This is a genomic window from Burkholderia sp. PU8-34 (assembly GCF_053427725.1).
This window is the reverse complement of record NZ_JBSAXC010000001.1, coordinates 96,161-112,478: the sequence shown is the minus strand read 5'-3', so window position 1 is coordinate 112,478 and position 16,318 is coordinate 96,161. Positions and strand designations below refer to the sequence as shown.

General features: G+C 55.2%; 14 protein-coding genes and 1 pseudogene. 14 read left to right on the top strand and 1 reads right to left on the bottom strand.

What is annotated here, in order from left to right:
* Window positions 1–273: 273 nt before the first annotated feature.
* From ACV22Z_RS00485 to ACV22Z_RS00465, 5 genes and pseudogenes are all read left to right on the top strand, one after another.
* Window positions 274–1,005 carry an SDR family NAD(P)-dependent oxidoreductase gene (locus ACV22Z_RS00485; RefSeq protein WP_448074367.1) on the top strand — a complete coding sequence of 244 codons (732 nt, stop codon included), beginning with the start codon at window positions 274–276 and terminating at the stop codon, window positions 1,003–1,005.
* A gap of 269 nt (window positions 1,006–1,274) precedes the next feature.
* The gene (locus ACV22Z_RS00480; RefSeq protein WP_448074366.1) at window positions 1,275–1,502 is read left to right on the top strand and encodes a hypothetical protein; all 228 of its coding nucleotides are present in this window, start codon (window positions 1,275–1,277) and stop codon (window positions 1,500–1,502) included.
* Window positions 1,503–2,103: 601 nt separating this feature from the next.
* The gene (locus ACV22Z_RS00475) at window positions 2,104–2,301 is read left to right on the top strand and encodes a hypothetical protein (RefSeq protein ID WP_448074365.1); all 198 of its coding nucleotides are present in this window, start codon (window positions 2,104–2,106) and stop codon (window positions 2,299–2,301) included.
* Between the two features lie 164 nt (window positions 2,302–2,465).
* Window positions 2,466–4,571 (top strand): sensor domain-containing protein, encoded by a 2,106-nt coding sequence (locus ACV22Z_RS00470; RefSeq protein WP_448074364.1) that lies wholly within the window; start codon window positions 2,466–2,468, stop codon window positions 4,569–4,571.
* A gap of 95 nt (window positions 4,572–4,666) precedes the next feature.
* Window positions 4,667–4,768 (top strand): annotated as a pseudogene (locus ACV22Z_RS00465) (IS481 family transposase); the annotation flags it as partial.
* A gap of 86 nt (window positions 4,769–4,854) precedes the next feature.
* Here the strand turns inward: ACV22Z_RS00465 and ACV22Z_RS00460 are convergent.
* Window positions 4,855–5,568: a GntR family transcriptional regulator gene (locus ACV22Z_RS00460; protein ID WP_448074363.1), complete on the bottom strand. Its 714-nt coding sequence runs from the start codon at window positions 5,566–5,568 to the stop codon at window positions 4,855–4,857.
* Window positions 5,569–5,670: 102 nt separating this feature from the next.
* Between ACV22Z_RS00460 and ACV22Z_RS00455 the strand changes: the two genes are divergently transcribed.
* The 9 genes from ACV22Z_RS00455 (at window position 5,671) to ACV22Z_RS00415 (ending at window position 16,210) form a co-directional block, all read left to right on the top strand.
* Entirely contained in the window at window positions 5,671–6,699 is a 1,029-nt protein-coding gene (locus ACV22Z_RS00455; RefSeq protein ID WP_448074362.1) for an Ldh family oxidoreductase, read from the top strand.
* 283 nt (window positions 6,700–6,982) lie between these two features.
* Window positions 6,983–8,431 (top strand): NAD-dependent succinate-semialdehyde dehydrogenase, encoded by a 1,449-nt coding sequence (locus ACV22Z_RS00450; protein ID WP_448074361.1) that lies wholly within the window; start codon window positions 6,983–6,985, stop codon window positions 8,429–8,431.
* A gap of 132 nt (window positions 8,432–8,563) precedes the next feature.
* Window positions 8,564–9,514, top strand: coding sequence for a branched-chain amino acid ABC transporter permease (locus ACV22Z_RS00445; protein WP_448074360.1), 951 nt, complete (start codon window positions 8,564–8,566; stop codon window positions 9,512–9,514).
* Between the two features lie 18 nt (window positions 9,515–9,532).
* Window positions 9,533–10,699, top strand: a complete 1,167-nt coding sequence (locus ACV22Z_RS00440; RefSeq protein WP_448074359.1) for an ABC transporter permease subunit — start codon at window positions 9,533–9,535, stop codon at window positions 10,697–10,699.
* Between the two features lie 27 nt (window positions 10,700–10,726).
* Window positions 10,727–11,503 carry an ABC transporter ATP-binding protein gene (locus tag ACV22Z_RS00435; protein ID WP_448074358.1) on the top strand — a complete coding sequence of 259 codons (777 nt, stop codon included), beginning with the start codon at window positions 10,727–10,729 and terminating at the stop codon, window positions 11,501–11,503.
* Complete coding sequence (locus ACV22Z_RS00430; protein WP_448074357.1) at window positions 11,503–12,219, top strand: ABC transporter ATP-binding protein; 717 nt, start codon at window positions 11,503–11,505, stop codon at window positions 12,217–12,219. Before ACV22Z_RS00435 ends, ACV22Z_RS00430 begins: the two co-directional genes overlap by 1 nt.
* A gap of 108 nt (window positions 12,220–12,327) precedes the next feature.
* A complete protein-coding gene (locus ACV22Z_RS00425) occupies window positions 12,328–13,341 on the top strand; it encodes a D-cysteine desulfhydrase family protein (RefSeq protein ID WP_448074356.1) in 1,014 nt (337 codons plus the stop codon).
* Window positions 13,342–13,459: 118 nt separating this feature from the next.
* Window positions 13,460–14,740 (top strand): amino acid deaminase, encoded by a 1,281-nt coding sequence (locus ACV22Z_RS00420; RefSeq protein WP_448074355.1) that lies wholly within the window; start codon window positions 13,460–13,462, stop codon window positions 14,738–14,740.
* 348 nt (window positions 14,741–15,088) lie between these two features.
* Complete coding sequence (locus tag ACV22Z_RS00415; RefSeq protein WP_448075127.1) at window positions 15,089–16,210, top strand: branched-chain amino acid ABC transporter substrate-binding protein; 1,122 nt, start codon at window positions 15,089–15,091, stop codon at window positions 16,208–16,210.
* Window positions 16,211–16,318: the final 108 nt, after the last annotated feature.

Here is a 16,318-nt window from a genome sequence, read left to right as displayed (position 1 = left end):
AAATCGTCCATTCCGACGAAGACTGAACGATACTACGTTTCATAATTGGTGCCCAGTGAGAGCACTTCAAGGATGACTATTGTTCTGATGACCCGATCGGAACTGGAGAGAACGGCCCTACGTAATATAAAAATAATACAGCCTACTGAATTTCGATCGTTGGTCTGTAGATGGAACGCCAGAATTTTTGATGCCGGAATTACCAAAACGATTCGCTAATACCTAGCGGGCGCGACTAACGCAGAGTTCAATTAACCGAGAGAGAAGAGAATCATGGGGCTTCTGGAAGGGAAAGTTGCTATTATAACTGGGGCCGCTCAGGGACAGGGTGCAATGGGGGCGCGCATTTTCGGAGAGGAAGGAGCCCGACTTGTGCTCACAGATATCGCACCTGCTGGCGAGGCAGTCGCCGAGGAGATCGGCGCTCGGGCGCTATTTCTCCAGCATGACGTCGCCGATGCGGCCGCATGGCAGAGAGTGGTCGATCTGGCGATGGAGCGATACGGTCGGATCGACGTGCTTGTTAACAATGCTGGCGTGTACAAACCTTGTACGTTGCAAGATACCGATGCGGAATTGTTGGACCTTCACTATCGCGTCAACCAACTTGGCGTGTTTCTCGGGATGAAGTCAGTCATTGACCCCATGACCGCCGGAGGCGGAGGCTCTATCGTTAACATCTCGTCCCAGGCCGCCCTCAGTGGAGTTCCTGGTGTTTTTGCCTACGCGGCTACGAAATGGGCGGTGCGGGGCATGACAAAATTGGCGGCGCTGGATCTTGCACGTTACGGTATTCGGGTCAATTCGATTCACCCGGGCGGAATCGACACTCCTATGATTGCCGCGAACAGCGCTGAGGCAATGGAAGGCTTCAAGGCTATGATTCCTTTGGGGCGACTCGGGACGCCGGAAGAAGTTGGGCGAGTCGTGCTTTTCCTCGCCTCCAATGCGTCCAGTTACGTGACCGGTGCGGAGATCGCGGTAGCTGGGGGCTTTGGAGTTTGACTAAACTTCAGCGCGAGGAACTAAATTTGGCAAATTCCATATTGTGAGGCGCCACGTTGACATGAAGCTGCGGGCGGCATTTTCCTAAAGCGAAGCAATTCTTTAAATTCAGAATCTTGCTGAAATCCCCGAGCTACAATAAAGGTGGGGCGCCGGATTTGTAGTGTTATTTCTGCTTTCGCAGAAATTTAGTCAAATCGAAATGGTTGTGTTTAGTTCCGCCAATTCGCGTCATAGACATCGGACGCTGCACGTAGAGCATGGAGCTCATGGAAGATTCTCTGCACATTGCGGAGCCCGTTGCGCTCGTCGGAACACACGGCGCACACGGCATGGAAGCGTTCGATTCGAAGTTGATGCGTCGGCTGACGTTGTATTGTCGTTGTGTGTTCGATCAGTGGGTAGTGATTGAATCCGATCCGAAAATTCGCGCCCTTTGCAAACTTTCCGGTTTTATTAAATTTGCCATCTGGGTGTCATGCATTGAGTGTCAATAATTGCATCATCCGCCTAATTCAGTTGTTGGGGGGCAATGCAAAGCGGGTCGCGGAGTTTAAAAGTGATGCGATAGATGTACACCGGATTAAATCCGCCAAGCTAACGAAATTTCGGACCGGGATCGACAACTGGCAGCAAATTTTTTTACCGTGGCGGCATGCACTCTCGCGCCGGCGTGGCTACTCGGCGCTTGTGGCATCACTTGACACAGCTGAAACAGCGCAGCGTGGTGCTTGTGCGAGTCAATACTGATGGTCGACTGTGCACGCGCCTGCGCGGCGAAATGCGCGGAAATCCCATTGGCCCGTTATGGTTCCCGAATTGGCTTACGGACCGCGCGTTGGTTTCTCGCAGTAACGCCTCGCGGAACTCGCGTACGTTACCTTGGAGTGGATGAAGCTCGACAAAGAGAAGTCGTGCCTTGCGAACGAGACGCCGGCAACCTTATACGAATTTGTCGGCTGTTGCGCGGATGTGGAGCCGCAATATCGCCCGGATGAGCGACTGCGTATGTAGCGTTTCTTCGGAATGGTCGCGAGCAGATTGTCGTCGAGACTACCTGATTACGCGGGCTCGCATCCGCGCGTTCTGCGGCGGGCAGTGCCCGATTCGAAGGGCACTGCGCGCCTGCAGGTGTCTATTGATGAATTGATCGAATATGCGCTTGCTAACTACCTCGGGATGCCGCATGTGGACTTGACCAACGTCACGCCGTTCGACGCGGTGGAGTATTTCGTCCGTGTAAGCACCAGTCGGACACAAGGTCGCTTGAACATCATCCTGGCACAATTTGCCTGATGCAATCGACCAAGCGATACTCAGTATGCTCCGATCTTAAGCGGGGCATACGTCCACATACTAATATCGACCGCATGCACAATTCTGCGTCGAAATCCTCGCGCGCTTCAGTTAAGGATATCACAATTATTTGGAATATAAGCCGCTCATAATGAAGTTCGCACATGGATAAGCCGCAAGGAGACGATGTGAACAATTCACGGAGAGATCGTGACGATCAAAACGCTGAAGGATTTTACGAAAAAGTCTTGCGACTGTCTCCTCACGGCGTACTGATCGTGGATGCAAGTATAGGATGTGATCCTATAGTCTTCGCCAGCGATGTCATGCAAAGAATGACCGGGTACGATCTCGATGAGATATGCGGACAGCCTTTTGAATTTCTTTTCGATCAAAGCGAGGATCCGCGCGGACTCGATGAACTTCGACGGGAGGCGCTCGAATTCAAGGTGGCGAGTATTGTGCTGCGAACGCGCTGCAAAGATGGAACCTTGTTTTGGAGTGAACTTTCTATTGAACCAGTTCGTAGCAGTGCCGGGATTGTAACGCATTTAGTCGCGTTTCTTCGCGATGTTTCCGACGCAGTGGATCTAAGATCTGCGCTATTATGGACTCAGGCCGGCCAGCAGGCAATTTTCGATAACTCGCCAGATTTTGTTTGCCGGATTAGCGATGAAGGTCTCTTTGAGGTGGTCGGGAAATCAGTCACGCGTATCCTCGGCTGGAAACCGGATGAACTGATTGGACGAAGCATCTTGACTATCGTTCCACCTGATCGCCAGGACTTCGTCCGTCAGCAGTTGATACGAGTTCGTCTCGGTCATGTCGTGCAGGGAAGTCGTCGCAAATATTTCACGAAGCATGGACGACCCGTATATATAGAATGGACCGTGTCGCGAGTTACGGGCGGTGGCATTATCTGTATCGGGCGAGACGTAACCAAGGAGGTGCGATTCTCGTCTAAGATTGATTACCTTGGTCATTGGGATCCGCTGACAAATTTGCCTAATCGTATTGAAACAATTGAGAAATTAAGCGAATTCACGAAACTCGCCGCCCGAGGGCATGGCCATCTGGCGCTTATTATTCTCAATCTTGATCATTTTAAAGAGGTTAACGAATCGTTTGGTCACAAGATTGGGGACGATGTTTTACGGAATTTGGCAATCAGGTTCAAGAGGCTCATGCCTAATGCGGATTTTATTGGCCGATTGAGTGGCGATGAGTTTGCTTTTGTTTTTGGTGATGTGGGAGCTCGCAGCGACGAAGTATTCGCGGAAAAACTTCTTTACTCTGTTTCGCAACCTATGCTTATTGGCAATCATCAAATAAAGGTTACTGCCAGCATCGGTGTCGCGAGATCAATATCGTCGACCAGTGCAGAGGCGTTGCTGAGTCATGCAAGCGACGCGATGAAAGCTGCTCAAATCGCCGGCGGTTCTGGCGTTCAACGATACGACTCGGCGAGAGAAGGTGCGAAACAGCGCCACTTGCGACTCCGCGTTGACATGAAAGGGGGGCTTGAACGAAACGAATTTATTTTGCACTACCAGCCAAAATTATCTTTGTCAACAGGACGGGTGGTCGGCGCTGAGGCGTTGATTAGATGGAACCATCCACTATATGGATTTGTGCTTCCGGGTGAATTCATTGATATCGCTGAGGAGTCTTCGCTTATACTGGAATTTGGGAATTGGGTCATAAATCGGGCGCTCCGTGATCTTGGTTCCCTCGCGCCAATGATTGGAAGCGATATTCCATGCTCTATCAATGTTTCTCCTCGTCAATTGGCGGACATTGGTTTTTCAACCGTGCTGGCTGAGCGAATTGAGTCATTCGGCATTGATCCGTCTAGACTTGAAATAGAAGTTACTGAAAGCACCCTAATGCGCGATTTCAATAATACTGAGCGTGTGCTGCACAAGATTAGAGGGATGGGGGTCGGAATCGCGCTGGACGATTTTGGGACAGGTTACTCAAGCCTCGCTTATGTGATGAAGCTACCGATCGACACAATCAAAATAGACCGTGCATTTGTCCGGGACTTGGATAGCGATCACGATGGCCGTGCGCGGACGTTGTTGGGAACGGTCATCGCGCTGTGCAAGTCACTTTCGCTTCAGGCGATCGCTGAAGGCGTCGAAACGCAGGAGCAACGAGAGGTGCTTCTAGAGTTGGGTTGCGATTCGATCCAGGGATTTCTAGTTAGTCCCGCGCTTCCGCTACAACAGTTTGCAGATTTTGTGAATGTATGCAATAAGTCGCCGTAACCACCATGGCTTAGCGAAACGCTTGGTGAGCGGCGAGCGAGAGTATCCGCGCCGTAGTGTGACTGCGTCGCATAGATGCCTTGGCAATCCGGTAGCATCGCTACAACTTGCATCGCACCCACGACGCCATCGGCGGTGTTGCTCCGATGGCAAGACTTCCCGCGTCAAAAAATAATCTCTTGGCGTTTCATCGCTAGCCACATGCGATGTTGGCGCTGGCAGCTGGGTGGTTCGACCATGACATGTTCGTCAGTACACAAGGTTGCGTGCCGGCGTTCGAGATTTACCCCATGAGATCGAAGAATGGCTCCATACGCTCTCGAGACCGAAGAATGTGAATCTCCATTGCGTGCTTTGCGCCTTCGGCGTCACCGACGTAGAGAGCTTTGGCGATTGCAGCGTGCTCCTTGATCGCTTCTTCCGTGACGTGGGAGTGGAACCGAAGCCGGAAGAGATGCGTGTGTGCACGAAGTCGAGAGATCGCTTCCGCGGCCAGTTCATTGCCGCTGTGGGCGGATATCCACGCATGGAAGCGAGCATCGTTCAGCGCAAATTTTCCGTAGGCCAGCTTCGCGTCATCGCGCGTCGGCGCTGACATCGACTCCACTAATTCCTCTAGCTCACGGCGGAAGGCATCCGACATGTTTTTCGCGGCACGAGCTGCCATGTATGGCTCGAGCAGCATTCGCAAGTCATACATGTCTTCAAACCTCTCACGGGAGGGCATCGACGCGGCGCTGTAACCGACATTGTGCGTCTTGACGACTAGGCCCTCGGCCTCCAGGCGAATCAGGGCCGCGCGGATCGGAGTTTGCGAGACACCAAGTTCGCGAACGAGTGCGTCTATCGCGATGCGACTGCCGGGTGAAATTTTCAAGGAGATCAGTCGGGACAACAGGGTTTCGTAAATCTTGTCCCCAAGCGATGACCCTCTGGTCAGCTCCGTGTGTTCGTCTGGTTCAGCAGACGAATTGAACTGATCTACATAAGAACTCATGGCCTTCTGCTCCGTGAGAAAGTGGCTTGACACCATGATAACGTCATCCTAGACTCGGTTCAATCGTATTTTAGATCGTATCGGATCGTATTGGGTCGAGACATGGTGACTAGCGAGACAATTGATTGGCAGGAAGCTACGCGCGTTGCCGCGCGGGCGTTGGAGCGTGCTGGCGTTCCGGCTGGTCACGCGCAAACGCAGGTCAGCCTCCTGATAGAAGCAGAGCTGCGCGGTCGGTCGTCCCACGGCTTATTGCGGTTGCCACGAATCGTCGAACGTATTCAGAACGGAGTCGTAAACCCTACGACGGAGGGTAGGTCGACCTGGCGTGGCAACTCCTTTCTGAACGTAGACGGCGAGCGCGGCTTAGGACCGGTTGTCGCGTGCAGCGCGCTGGCGAAAATCAGTGAGCGCGCCAAAACAACCGGAGTCGCGGTGGCGGGAATCTCCAACAACAACCATCTCGGTATGTTGGCCCTATATGCTGAGAACATTGCAAAACAGGGGCAGATTCTGATCGCGATCAGTACCAGCGAAGCGTTGGTACATCCTTGGGGTGGCCGCACCGCGATGTTCGGCACAAATCCCGTAGCGATCGGAGTGCCGGCGTCCCCTTCACCGTTCGTTTTGGACATGGCTACCAGCCTTGTTTCAATGGGTCAAATCCACGACTTTGCCCACCGTGGTCTTCCGCTGGAGCCTGGATGGGCGCTGGATGAGAATGGAGACGAGACAACTGACGCGTCCGCAGCAAAGCGGGGTGCCATTGCGCCATTCGGAGCAGCCAAGGGCTATGCCCTAGGGCTCGCGTTTGAGGTGGTAGTGGCCAGCCTCACCGCATCAGCGCTTGGGCGGGACGTACGCGGAACGCTTGATTCCGACAGCGTATGCAATAAGGGCGATGTCTTCATCGTCATCGAGCCCGCTTCCGGTACTGTCGCGGAAACTATATCCGAATATTTGAACGCGATTCGTGCTTGTCCTCCAATCGATCTGTCCGCCCCAGTGGTCGTGCCCGGTGATGGAGCTCATCGACGTCGCGCCAGAAATCTGCAGACAGGCATTTCTATAGCCTCAAACATTTGGGCAGACATCCGCAAGCTTGCGGGAAATTCGACTGATATTGACTAAACCAGGCAACTATCTTGATCGAGCTTTTTGGTGTGTTGTGTGGTCTACGTGCGATCGTCTTTGGCGACGGACAACGTCATTCTATCCTCACGAGCAGTTGGCATTGCTGACGGTGACGCGGTACAGGTTGCTTTCCGACTCCATCAATCAGATCAGAGCGTTACTTGACAACGTTCGTATTCCGAGAACGGTGGCCGAACTTGGCTTGCAGGAAGACAAACTGCAGGTCTTTTTTGCTATGACTAAATTTAATTCCTGATTTATCTTGAATTGAGAGATGCGCATGTTTTCCGAAGTATACAGATTGCCGAATAACCTCTACATCGGTGGCGAGTGGCGTGAGTCATCGTCAGGCGAGCGGATTGATGTCATCGATCCGTCAACTGAGGAGTGCATCTCCAGCGTAGCTGATGCCTCCCTTGAAGACGCTGTCGACGCGGTCAACGCGGCGGCATTAGCAGCAAAGAACTGGGCCGCGACCCCCGCGCGTGTACGCAGTGAAATCCTTCGACGAAGCTATGAGTTAATGGTGCGCGACTCGGAGTCCCTTGCGCAGCTTATCTCTCGAGAAAATGGAAAAGCGCTTGCAGACGCACGCGGTGAGGTCGCCTACGCGGCGGAGTTCTTCCGGTGGTTCGCCGAGGAAGCCGTTCGGATCAACGGCGACATCAGCATTTCACCGAACGGTGCCGCGCGCACTATTGTGCAATATCAACCGATCGGCATTGCACTCCTCATTACGCCTTGGAACTTCCCAGCCGCAATGGCTACCCGGAAGATCGGACCGGCGCTGGCTGCTGGCTGTACGTGTATCCTGAAACCGGCTACAGAAACGCCGCTCACCGCATATGCCATCGCAAAGATTCTCGAGGAAGCCGGTGTGCCAGCTGGCGTTGTGAACGTGCTGACGACTTCAACTGCGGGCAAGTTCGCAAATATCGTTCTGGAGGACCCGCGAGTCAGGAAGCTTTCGTTCACGGGTTCGACCGAGGTTGGACGTGTGCTTCTTCGCAAGGCCGCCGACACCGTTATCAATTGTTCAATGGAACTGGGTGGTAATGCGCCGTTCATCGTGTTCGATGATTCTGACATTGAAGCGGCAATCGACGGTGCGATGCTCGCGAAGATGCGCAACGGCGGTGAAGCCTGCACGGCGGCTAACCGATTCTACGTGCAGCGCGGCATTCTGGCGGAGTTTAGCAAGCGCTTTGCTGAACGGATTGGAGCGTTGGTGACGGATGATGGTGCGAAGCCCGACACACAGTGTGGGCCGCTGATCAACTTGGCGGCGGTTCAGAAAGTTTCGGCTTTGGTGGATGATGCCCGAGTCAAGGGTGCCAAAGTCCTCACCGGAGGCACAATCCCGGATCGAAAGGGCTTCTTCTATACGCCGACAGTTCTTTCCGACGTGCCGCGAGATGCGAATCTGCTGAATGAGGAGATCTTCGGCCCTGTGGCTCCGATCGTTGCCTTTGATACCGAGGATGAGGCGGTAGCGCTTGCGAACGCAACCGAATACGGCTTGGTCGCATACGTTTACACAAATGACCTTGCTCGTGGCCTGAGAGTCTCAGAGCGCGTGGAAAGTGGCATGGTCGCGCTGAATCGCGGCATTGTCTCGGATCCCGCCGCACCGTTTGGCGGTGTGAAGCAAAGCGGACTGGGTCGCGAAGGCGCTCACCATGGACTGCTTGAATTCATGGAAGCGAAGTACATTTCCACGAACTGGTAACTCCTCGAAGTCCGCATAGACAGTTCAACACCACGCAGCGTACCGCCTACGTGTTTGACGATAAAAAATCAGGAGTCGCGTCATAGGACGCGGCCTCTTATTGACTGGATTCCACAAAAGTCTAGGAGACGTATGGATATTTTTCTACAGCAAATCCTCAACGGGCTGGTGCTTGGCAGTGTCTACGCCATCATCGCGTTGGGCTACACGATGGTGTACGGCATTCTCGGCATCATCAACTTCGCACACGGCGACGTGCTGATGATCGGCGCGATGGTCGCGCTGTCGGCGATCAACCTATTGCAGAACCATTTTCCGCAGCTCGGCGGCGTCGCGACGCTGGCGATCGGCCTAGGCATCGCCGCCGCCGTCTGTTCGGTGGTCGGCTTCACGATCGAGCGGGTCGCGTACCGGCCGCTGCGCCGTGCGCCGCGCCTCGCGCCGCTGATCACCGCGATCGGCGTGTCGATCCTGCTGCAGACGGCCGCGATGATCATCTGGTCGCGCAACCCGCTGCCGTTCCCGCAGTTGCTGCCGACCGACCCGATCAACGTGATCAAGGCCACCGACACGACGCCGGGTGCCGTGATCTCGATGACCGAGATCGTGATCATCGCCGTCGCGTTCCTCGTGATGGGCGGGCTGCTGCTGCTCGTGCACAAGACCAAGCTCGGCCGCGCGATGCGCGCGATCGCGGAAAGCCCGAACACCGCGAGCCTGATGGGCGTGAACCCGAACTTCGTGATCTCGGCGACCTTCATGATCGGCTCGGCACTCGCCGCGCTGGCGGGCGTGATGATCGCGTCGGAATACGGCAACGTGCACTTCTACATGGGCTTCATCCCGGGCATGAAGGCCTTCACGGCGGCGGTGCTGGGAGGTATCGGTAACCTCGGCGGCGCGATGGTCGGCGGGGTGGTGCTTGGCCTGATTGAGCAGCTGGGTGCCGGTTATATTGGCAATCTGACGGGTGGCGTGTTCGGCAGCAACTACCAGGACGTGTTCGCATTCATCGTGTTGATCGTCGTGCTGGTGTTCCGTCCGTCGGGCCTGTTGGGTGAACGGGTCGCGGACCGCGCGTAACGGAAAGGGAGCAAGAACATGACACCCATTCAATCGATTGAAACCTCGACGACGCTCGTCGAAGAACGCAACACCGCGAAAACCGTCACCATCGGCATTCTGACCGCGGCCTTCGTGATCGCGGCACCGATCGTCATCGGCGCGGCGGGCGGCAACTACTGGGTCCGCGTGCTCGACTTCGCGATGCTGTACGTGATGCTCGCGCTGGGGCTCAACGTGGTGGTCGGCTTCGCCGGCCTGCTGGACCTCGGTTACATCGCGTTCTACGCGGTGGGTGCTTACACCGCGGCCTTGTTGAGCTCGCCGCACCTGGCCTCGCAGTTCGAGTGGATTGCGCAGCTCGCGCCCGGCGGGCTGCACGTGCCGTTCCTCGTCATCGTACCGATCGCGATGACGCTCGCGGCGGGGGCGGGCATCCTGCTCGGCGCACCGACGCTGCGGCTGCGCGGCGACTACCTGGCGATCGTCACGCTGGGCTTCGGTGAAATCGTACGGATCTTCATGAACAACCTCGACCGTCCGGTGAACATCACCAACGGCCCGAAGGGGATCACGGGGATCGATCCGATGCACGTCGGCGGCTTCAGCCTCGCGCAGACGCACTCGCTGTTCGGCATCCAGCTGCCATCGGTCTACATGTACTACTACCTGTTCGTGCTGTGCGCGCTGCTGGTGATCTGGACGTGTACGCGCCTGCAGCATTCGCGCATCGGCCGCGCATGGGCGGCGATCCGCGAGGACGAGATCGCGGCGAAGGCGATGGGCATCAACACCCGCAACGTGAAGCTGCTCGCGTTCGCGATGGGCGCGTCGTTCGGCGGCCTGTCGGGCGCGATGTTCGGCTCGTTCCAGGGCTTCGTGTCGCCGGAATCGTTCACGTTCTGGGAGTCGATCGTCGTGCTGGCCTGCGTGGTGCTGGGGGGCATGGGCCATATCCCGGGCGTGATCCTCGGTGCGGTGCTGCTGGCGATCTTCCCGGAATTCCTGCGTTCGACGATGGGCCCGCTGCAGAACGCGCTGTTCGGCCACGAAGTCGTCGATACGGAAGTGATCCGCCAGGCGCTGTACGGCCTCGCGATGGTGATCATCATGCTGTACCGCTCGGAAGGCCTGTGGCCCGCGCCGAAGCATGAGGACAAGATCGCGAAGCTGGCGAAGCGCAGCGCCAAGTCGGCGCGCGCCTGACCACGAACAGGCACAGGAGAAACATACATGAGCGACAAACAAATCCGACTGTCCGTCAAAGGTGTGAACAAACGCTTCGGCGGCCTGCAGGCGCTGTCCGACGTCGGCCTCGAGATCAAGGAAGGCGAGATCTACGGCCTGATCGGACCGAACGGCGCGGGCAAGACGACGTTCTTCAACGTGATCACGGGGCTGTACACGCCGGATTCCGGCGAGTTCAGGCTGGACGGCGCGGAATACAAGCCGACCGCAGTGCACCAGGTCGCGAAGACGGGCATTGCGCGCACGTTCCAGAACATCCGGTTGTTCGGCGGGATGACCGCGCTGGAGAACGTGATGGTGGGCCGCCACGTGCGCACCAAACACGGGCTGCTCGGCGCGGTGTTCCAGACCCCGGCCGAGCGTCAGGAAGAGCGTGAAATCAAGGAGCGCGCGATCGAGCTGCTCGAGTACGTCGGCGTGCTGCAGTTCGCCGACTACACGTCGCGCAATCTGTCGTACGGCCACCAGCGCCGGCTCGAGATCGCGCGCGCACTGGCAACCGACCCGAAGCTGCTCGCGCTCGATGAGCCGGCGGCCGGGATGAACGCCACGGAGAAAGTGGAACTGACGCGCCTGCTCGACAAGATCCGTTCGGACGGCCGCACGATTCTGCTGATCGAGCACGACGTGAAGCTCGTGATGCACTTGTGCAACCGGATGACGGTGCTCGATTACGGCAAGGTGATCGCCGAGGGTCTGCCGCAGGACGTGCAGAAGAACCCGAAGGTGATTGAGGCATATCTCGGCGCAGGGGTGCACTGATGGCAGCGGCAATGTTGAAAATCAAGGGCTTACAGGTCAACTACGGCGGCATTCAGGCCGTCAAGGGCGTTGACATGGAGGTCCGTCAGGGCGAGCTCGTGACGCTGATCGGCGCGAACGGCGCAGGCAAGACCACGACGATGAAGGCGATCACGGGTCTCAAGCCGTATTCGGCGGGCGACATCGAGTACGACGGCCGGTCGATCAGGGGCGTGCCGCCGCACGAGCTGTTGAAGCGCGGCCTCGCGATGGTGCCGGAAGGCCGCGGGATCTTTGCGCGGATGTCGATCCTCGAGAACATGCAGATGGGCGCCTATCTGCGCAACGACAAGGAGCAGATCAAGCAGGACGTCGACCGGATGTTCGGCTACTTCCCACGTTTGAAGGAGCGTGCGACGCAGCTCGCGGGCACGCTGTCGGGCGGCGAGCAGCAGATGCTGGCGATGTCGCGCGCGATCCTCTCTAAGCCGAAGCTGCTGTTGCTCGACGAACCGTCGATGGGGCTGTCGCCGATCATGGTCGAGAAGATCTTCGAAGTCGTGCGCACGATCTCGAAGGAGGGCATCACGGTGCTGCTGGTCGAGCAGAACGCACGCCTCGCGCTGCAGGCGGCCGACCGCGGCTACGTGATGGACTCGGGCACGGTGACGATGGAAGGCGATGCGAAGCAGATGCTCGACGATCCGAAGGTGCGGGCCGCTTACTTGGGCGAATAACACCCGCTTATCGAAAGATCGCATCGTTCATCGAACGTTTGATGCGTTGAAAGCCGTAGATTGAAATCGGCTGAACTGAGATTTAGTCTCAATAGAGAAGGTGAAATTATGAACGCTGCCAGTTCATTGAATTTATCGAGATTTTCGCGCATTCCTCTCCTCGAAGGGCCGACTCCAATTCAGTATCTCGCTCGATTGAGCGAATTTCTTGGGGGAGTTAATATTTTTGTCAAAAGAGATGATTTAAACGGACTCGGAGGCGGTGGGAATAAACTTCGAAAGCTTGAATTTCTGCTCGGCGAAGCGAACACGATGGGAGCCGATACGATAATAACCGTCGGTGCACGGCAATCTAACCATGCACGACTCACCGCCGCAGTGGCCGCTCGTGCCGGGCTTGCGTGCGAGCTAGTTCTGTCGAGAATGGTTAAGCGCTACGATGATGACTATTTGCAGAACGGAAATATTATTCTTGATGGTCTGTTTGGTGCACGTATCCACGATCTTCCTGCAAATGAAAGCACATTGGCCTTTGCCAAAGAACGTGCCGAGACGCTTCGAAAGGAAGGCCGCAACGTTTATATTTGTCCAATGGGCGGCTCAAGCCCAGTCGGATGTCTTGGCTATGCTAACTGTGCTTCGGAGATCTCGGAGCAAGCTGCGTCGTTGGGAATCGAGTTCGACGCAATTGTGATGCCCAATGGTAGTGGAGGAATGCAGGCAGGACTGGTGGCCGGCTTTGCTGCGCTCGGCCGACCGTTTTTCCCCGTGATTGCCTATACCGTCCTGAGTGAAAGTGAGCAAGCTCGGAATGCGACGGCGGAGAAGGCTGATCAGACAGTGAAATTGTTGGACCCCGCTCTGAAAATCGACTCAGGCGCGATCGTTATCGAAGGCGACGAACTTGGTGCCGGGTATGGCATCCCCACAGAAGGCATGTTAAAGGCTGTGAAGCTGGCCGCTACGACTGAGGGTCTGCTTCTCGATCCGGTCTATGGTGGTAAGGCCTTTTCTGGACTTCTGAACGGCATCGAGTCTGGCAAATACAAACCTGGTCAAAACCTTCTCTTTGTCATGACTGGAGGTCTGCCGGGAATTTTCGCGTATCGGAGTGCATTTTAAGTCTGGAGCTAACATAAAGCCGCGAGGTCAAGTTAAATCTCGGCCGCGACAATGATATTAAAATAGTCGGCGACAAGGTTATTTAATTTTCGTGTGGCATAAGGGAGGTTATTGAAAGATGAGTGATAATTGCAACCTTGATAATAGCGATCGCTTCCTTGGTAAAGGTCTTGGTCCGATGGCCGGCGCCACGGATTTGAATAGAGAAGGCTCGCATTCTCCCTGGAATCTGCTGCGGGAAGATGTGAGTTTGCCTGCAGCGGTCCTCTATGCAGATCGACTCGAGCACAATTTGAAATGGATGCAGAAGTTTGTGACTCGATACGGACTCAAACTCGCGCCACATGGCAAGACAACTATGGCACCTCAGCTTTTTCAGCGCCAAATTGATGGCGGGGCATGGGGCATTACATTGGCGACGGCACATCAGGTTCGCGCAGCGTATGAAGGCGGTGTGCGCCATGTACTGATGGCGAATCAACTAGTCGGTCGGGACAATATGCGGCTCATTGCTGAGCTCCTACAAGACCCCAGTTTCGAATTTTATTGTCTCGTGGATTCACCCCAAGGCGTCGAGCAACTGGGAGCCTATTTTTACAACGTCCACCAGCGCGTGAATGTGCTTATTGAACTAGGTGTGCCGGGAGGACGAACCGGTCTTCGCAGCGAGAGCCAAATTGCGGCCGTGCTCGCGGAGGCGGAACGCTGGCCGGACAGTATCCAAGTGGCAGGAGTCGAATTTTACGAAGGTGTTCTTGAGAATGAGCGAGCAGTGCGAGAGCTCGTTCGGACGGCCATTCGTGTTACAGCTACGTTGATAGCCGAAGGCAAAACTAAACGCAGTCCGGCAATATTATCTGGCGCTGGGTCGGCTTGGTATGACGTAGTAGCCGATGAACTCTCCCACATTGCGAATAAACAAATTGAGGTCATACTTCGTCCGGGATGTTATCTGACGCATGACGTAGGTGTGTACAGGAACGCTCAGGAAGAAATTTTCAAACGGAATCCAGTTGCGAAGGAGATGAAGGAGGGTTTGCTGCCGGCCCTGCAACTATGGGCGTATGTGCAATCGATCCCTGACCCAGACCGTGCAATTATTGGATTTGGAAAGAGAGACGCCTCATTCGATACGGGGATGCCTGAGCCGGCGAGGCACTATCGCCCAAGTTCGCGTGGTTTTATGCCTCGCGAGATAGAAATGGGCGGCGCGTGGAAGATTTTCAAAATGATGGATCAGCACGCGTACATGAGTATCTCACCGGGAGACGATATTAGAATAGGTGACATGATCTCATTCGATATCTCTCATCCATGTCTCACTTTCGATAAGTGGCGTCATTTGCTCGTCGTGAACCAAGATTACGACGTGGAAGAAGTCGTGAATACTTACTTTTGATGGCACTCTAAACTATCTTTCCTGCTGAAAGTGAGCGCGGAATGCTTCTTTTATTCAGGGGGCATCGATTGGAGGGCTCGGGCACAGAGGTGGTTGATGGCGAAATCGGCATTTCAGAAAATAAGGCGTGTCATTCGAGAGCAGTCGGTCGAATGAGGCGCGGCGAGAGAATTAATTTCTGAAAATAGCGAAACGTCTATCAGACTCGGAGAACATCGCCGCGTTGATAGAAGTGACGGAGTGTGTTTTGTAAAAAAGGTGTGAGTTGTTTGTGTGTAAATTAGTAGTACTACAGTATATTTGGCGAACCAAATCAAAGGAATTTTCATGAAGAAGTTTCGTGTTGTAATGCCTCTTACTGCTGTGGCGTTTGCAGTGGCGTCGCTGTGTCAATCGGCGCTTGCTGACGAAATTGTCAAGATCGGCCACGTTGGCCCTCTGACTGGGCAAATCGCTCACCTCGGAAAAGATAATGAAAACGGCGCTCGGCTGGCAATCGAGGAGATCAACCAAAGAGGTTTGGTAATCGGTGGCAAGAAGGTGACGTTGCAGCTGGACGCGCAGGACGACGCCTCCGATCCGCGCACGGCAACCCAAGTCGCACAAAAGCTCGTCGACGACAAGGTGGTCGGGGTGGTGGGCCATCTCAACTCAGGGTGCTCGATTCCCGCGTCACAGATCTATAACAACGCAGGTATCGTAGAAATTTCGCCGGCTTCTACCAATCCTGCGTATACGCAGCAGGGCTTCAAGACGGCTTACCGCCTAGTGGCAACGGACGCGCAGCAGGGTCCGGCACTGGCGAACTACGCGACGAAGGAAATGCACATTAAGTCCGTGGCGATTGTCGACGATTCGACGGCATATGGCCAAGGCCTGGCCAATGAGTTCGAGAAGACTGCGAAGGCGTTGGGCGTGAAGGTTGTTTCTCGTGACGCGACTAACGACAAGGCTGTCGATTTTCGTGCCATTCTCACAAAGATTAAAGGTGAGAATCCCGATGCAATTATGTACGGTGGTGAAGATGCAACGGGCGGTCCGTTCGCCAAACAATCGCGGCAACTCGGTCTGCGTGCCAAGATTCTTGCGGGTGACGGCGTTTGCACAAACAAGCTATCAGACCTCGCCGGTGACGCAACCGATAACGTGATTTGTTCGCAGGCTGGTATGGCGCTTGAGAAAATGCCAGGTGGCCAGGAATTTGAGACGAAGTTTGAAAAGCGCTTCGGTCAGCCCACGCAGATCTTCGCGCCGTTCACCTACGAAGCCGTGTATATCATTGTCGACGCGATGAAGCGTTCAAACTCGACGGATCCATCGAAGATCCTTGCTGCAATGCCGTCGACAGACTACAAAGGCCTTATTGGAGAAACAACCTTCGACTCAAAGGGTGATCTTCGACATGGTGTGATTTCCCTGTATAACTACAAGCGTGGAAAAAAGACGTTACTCGATATGGTAAAGATGTAATCGTGTGAGGTTCAGAAAGTCGCGCGCATTTTGATATAGGTGCGTGCGGCTTTCGATACGCCGCACGCTTATGAGGTTAGCGCTGAGATGAATATCTATGTGATGCAG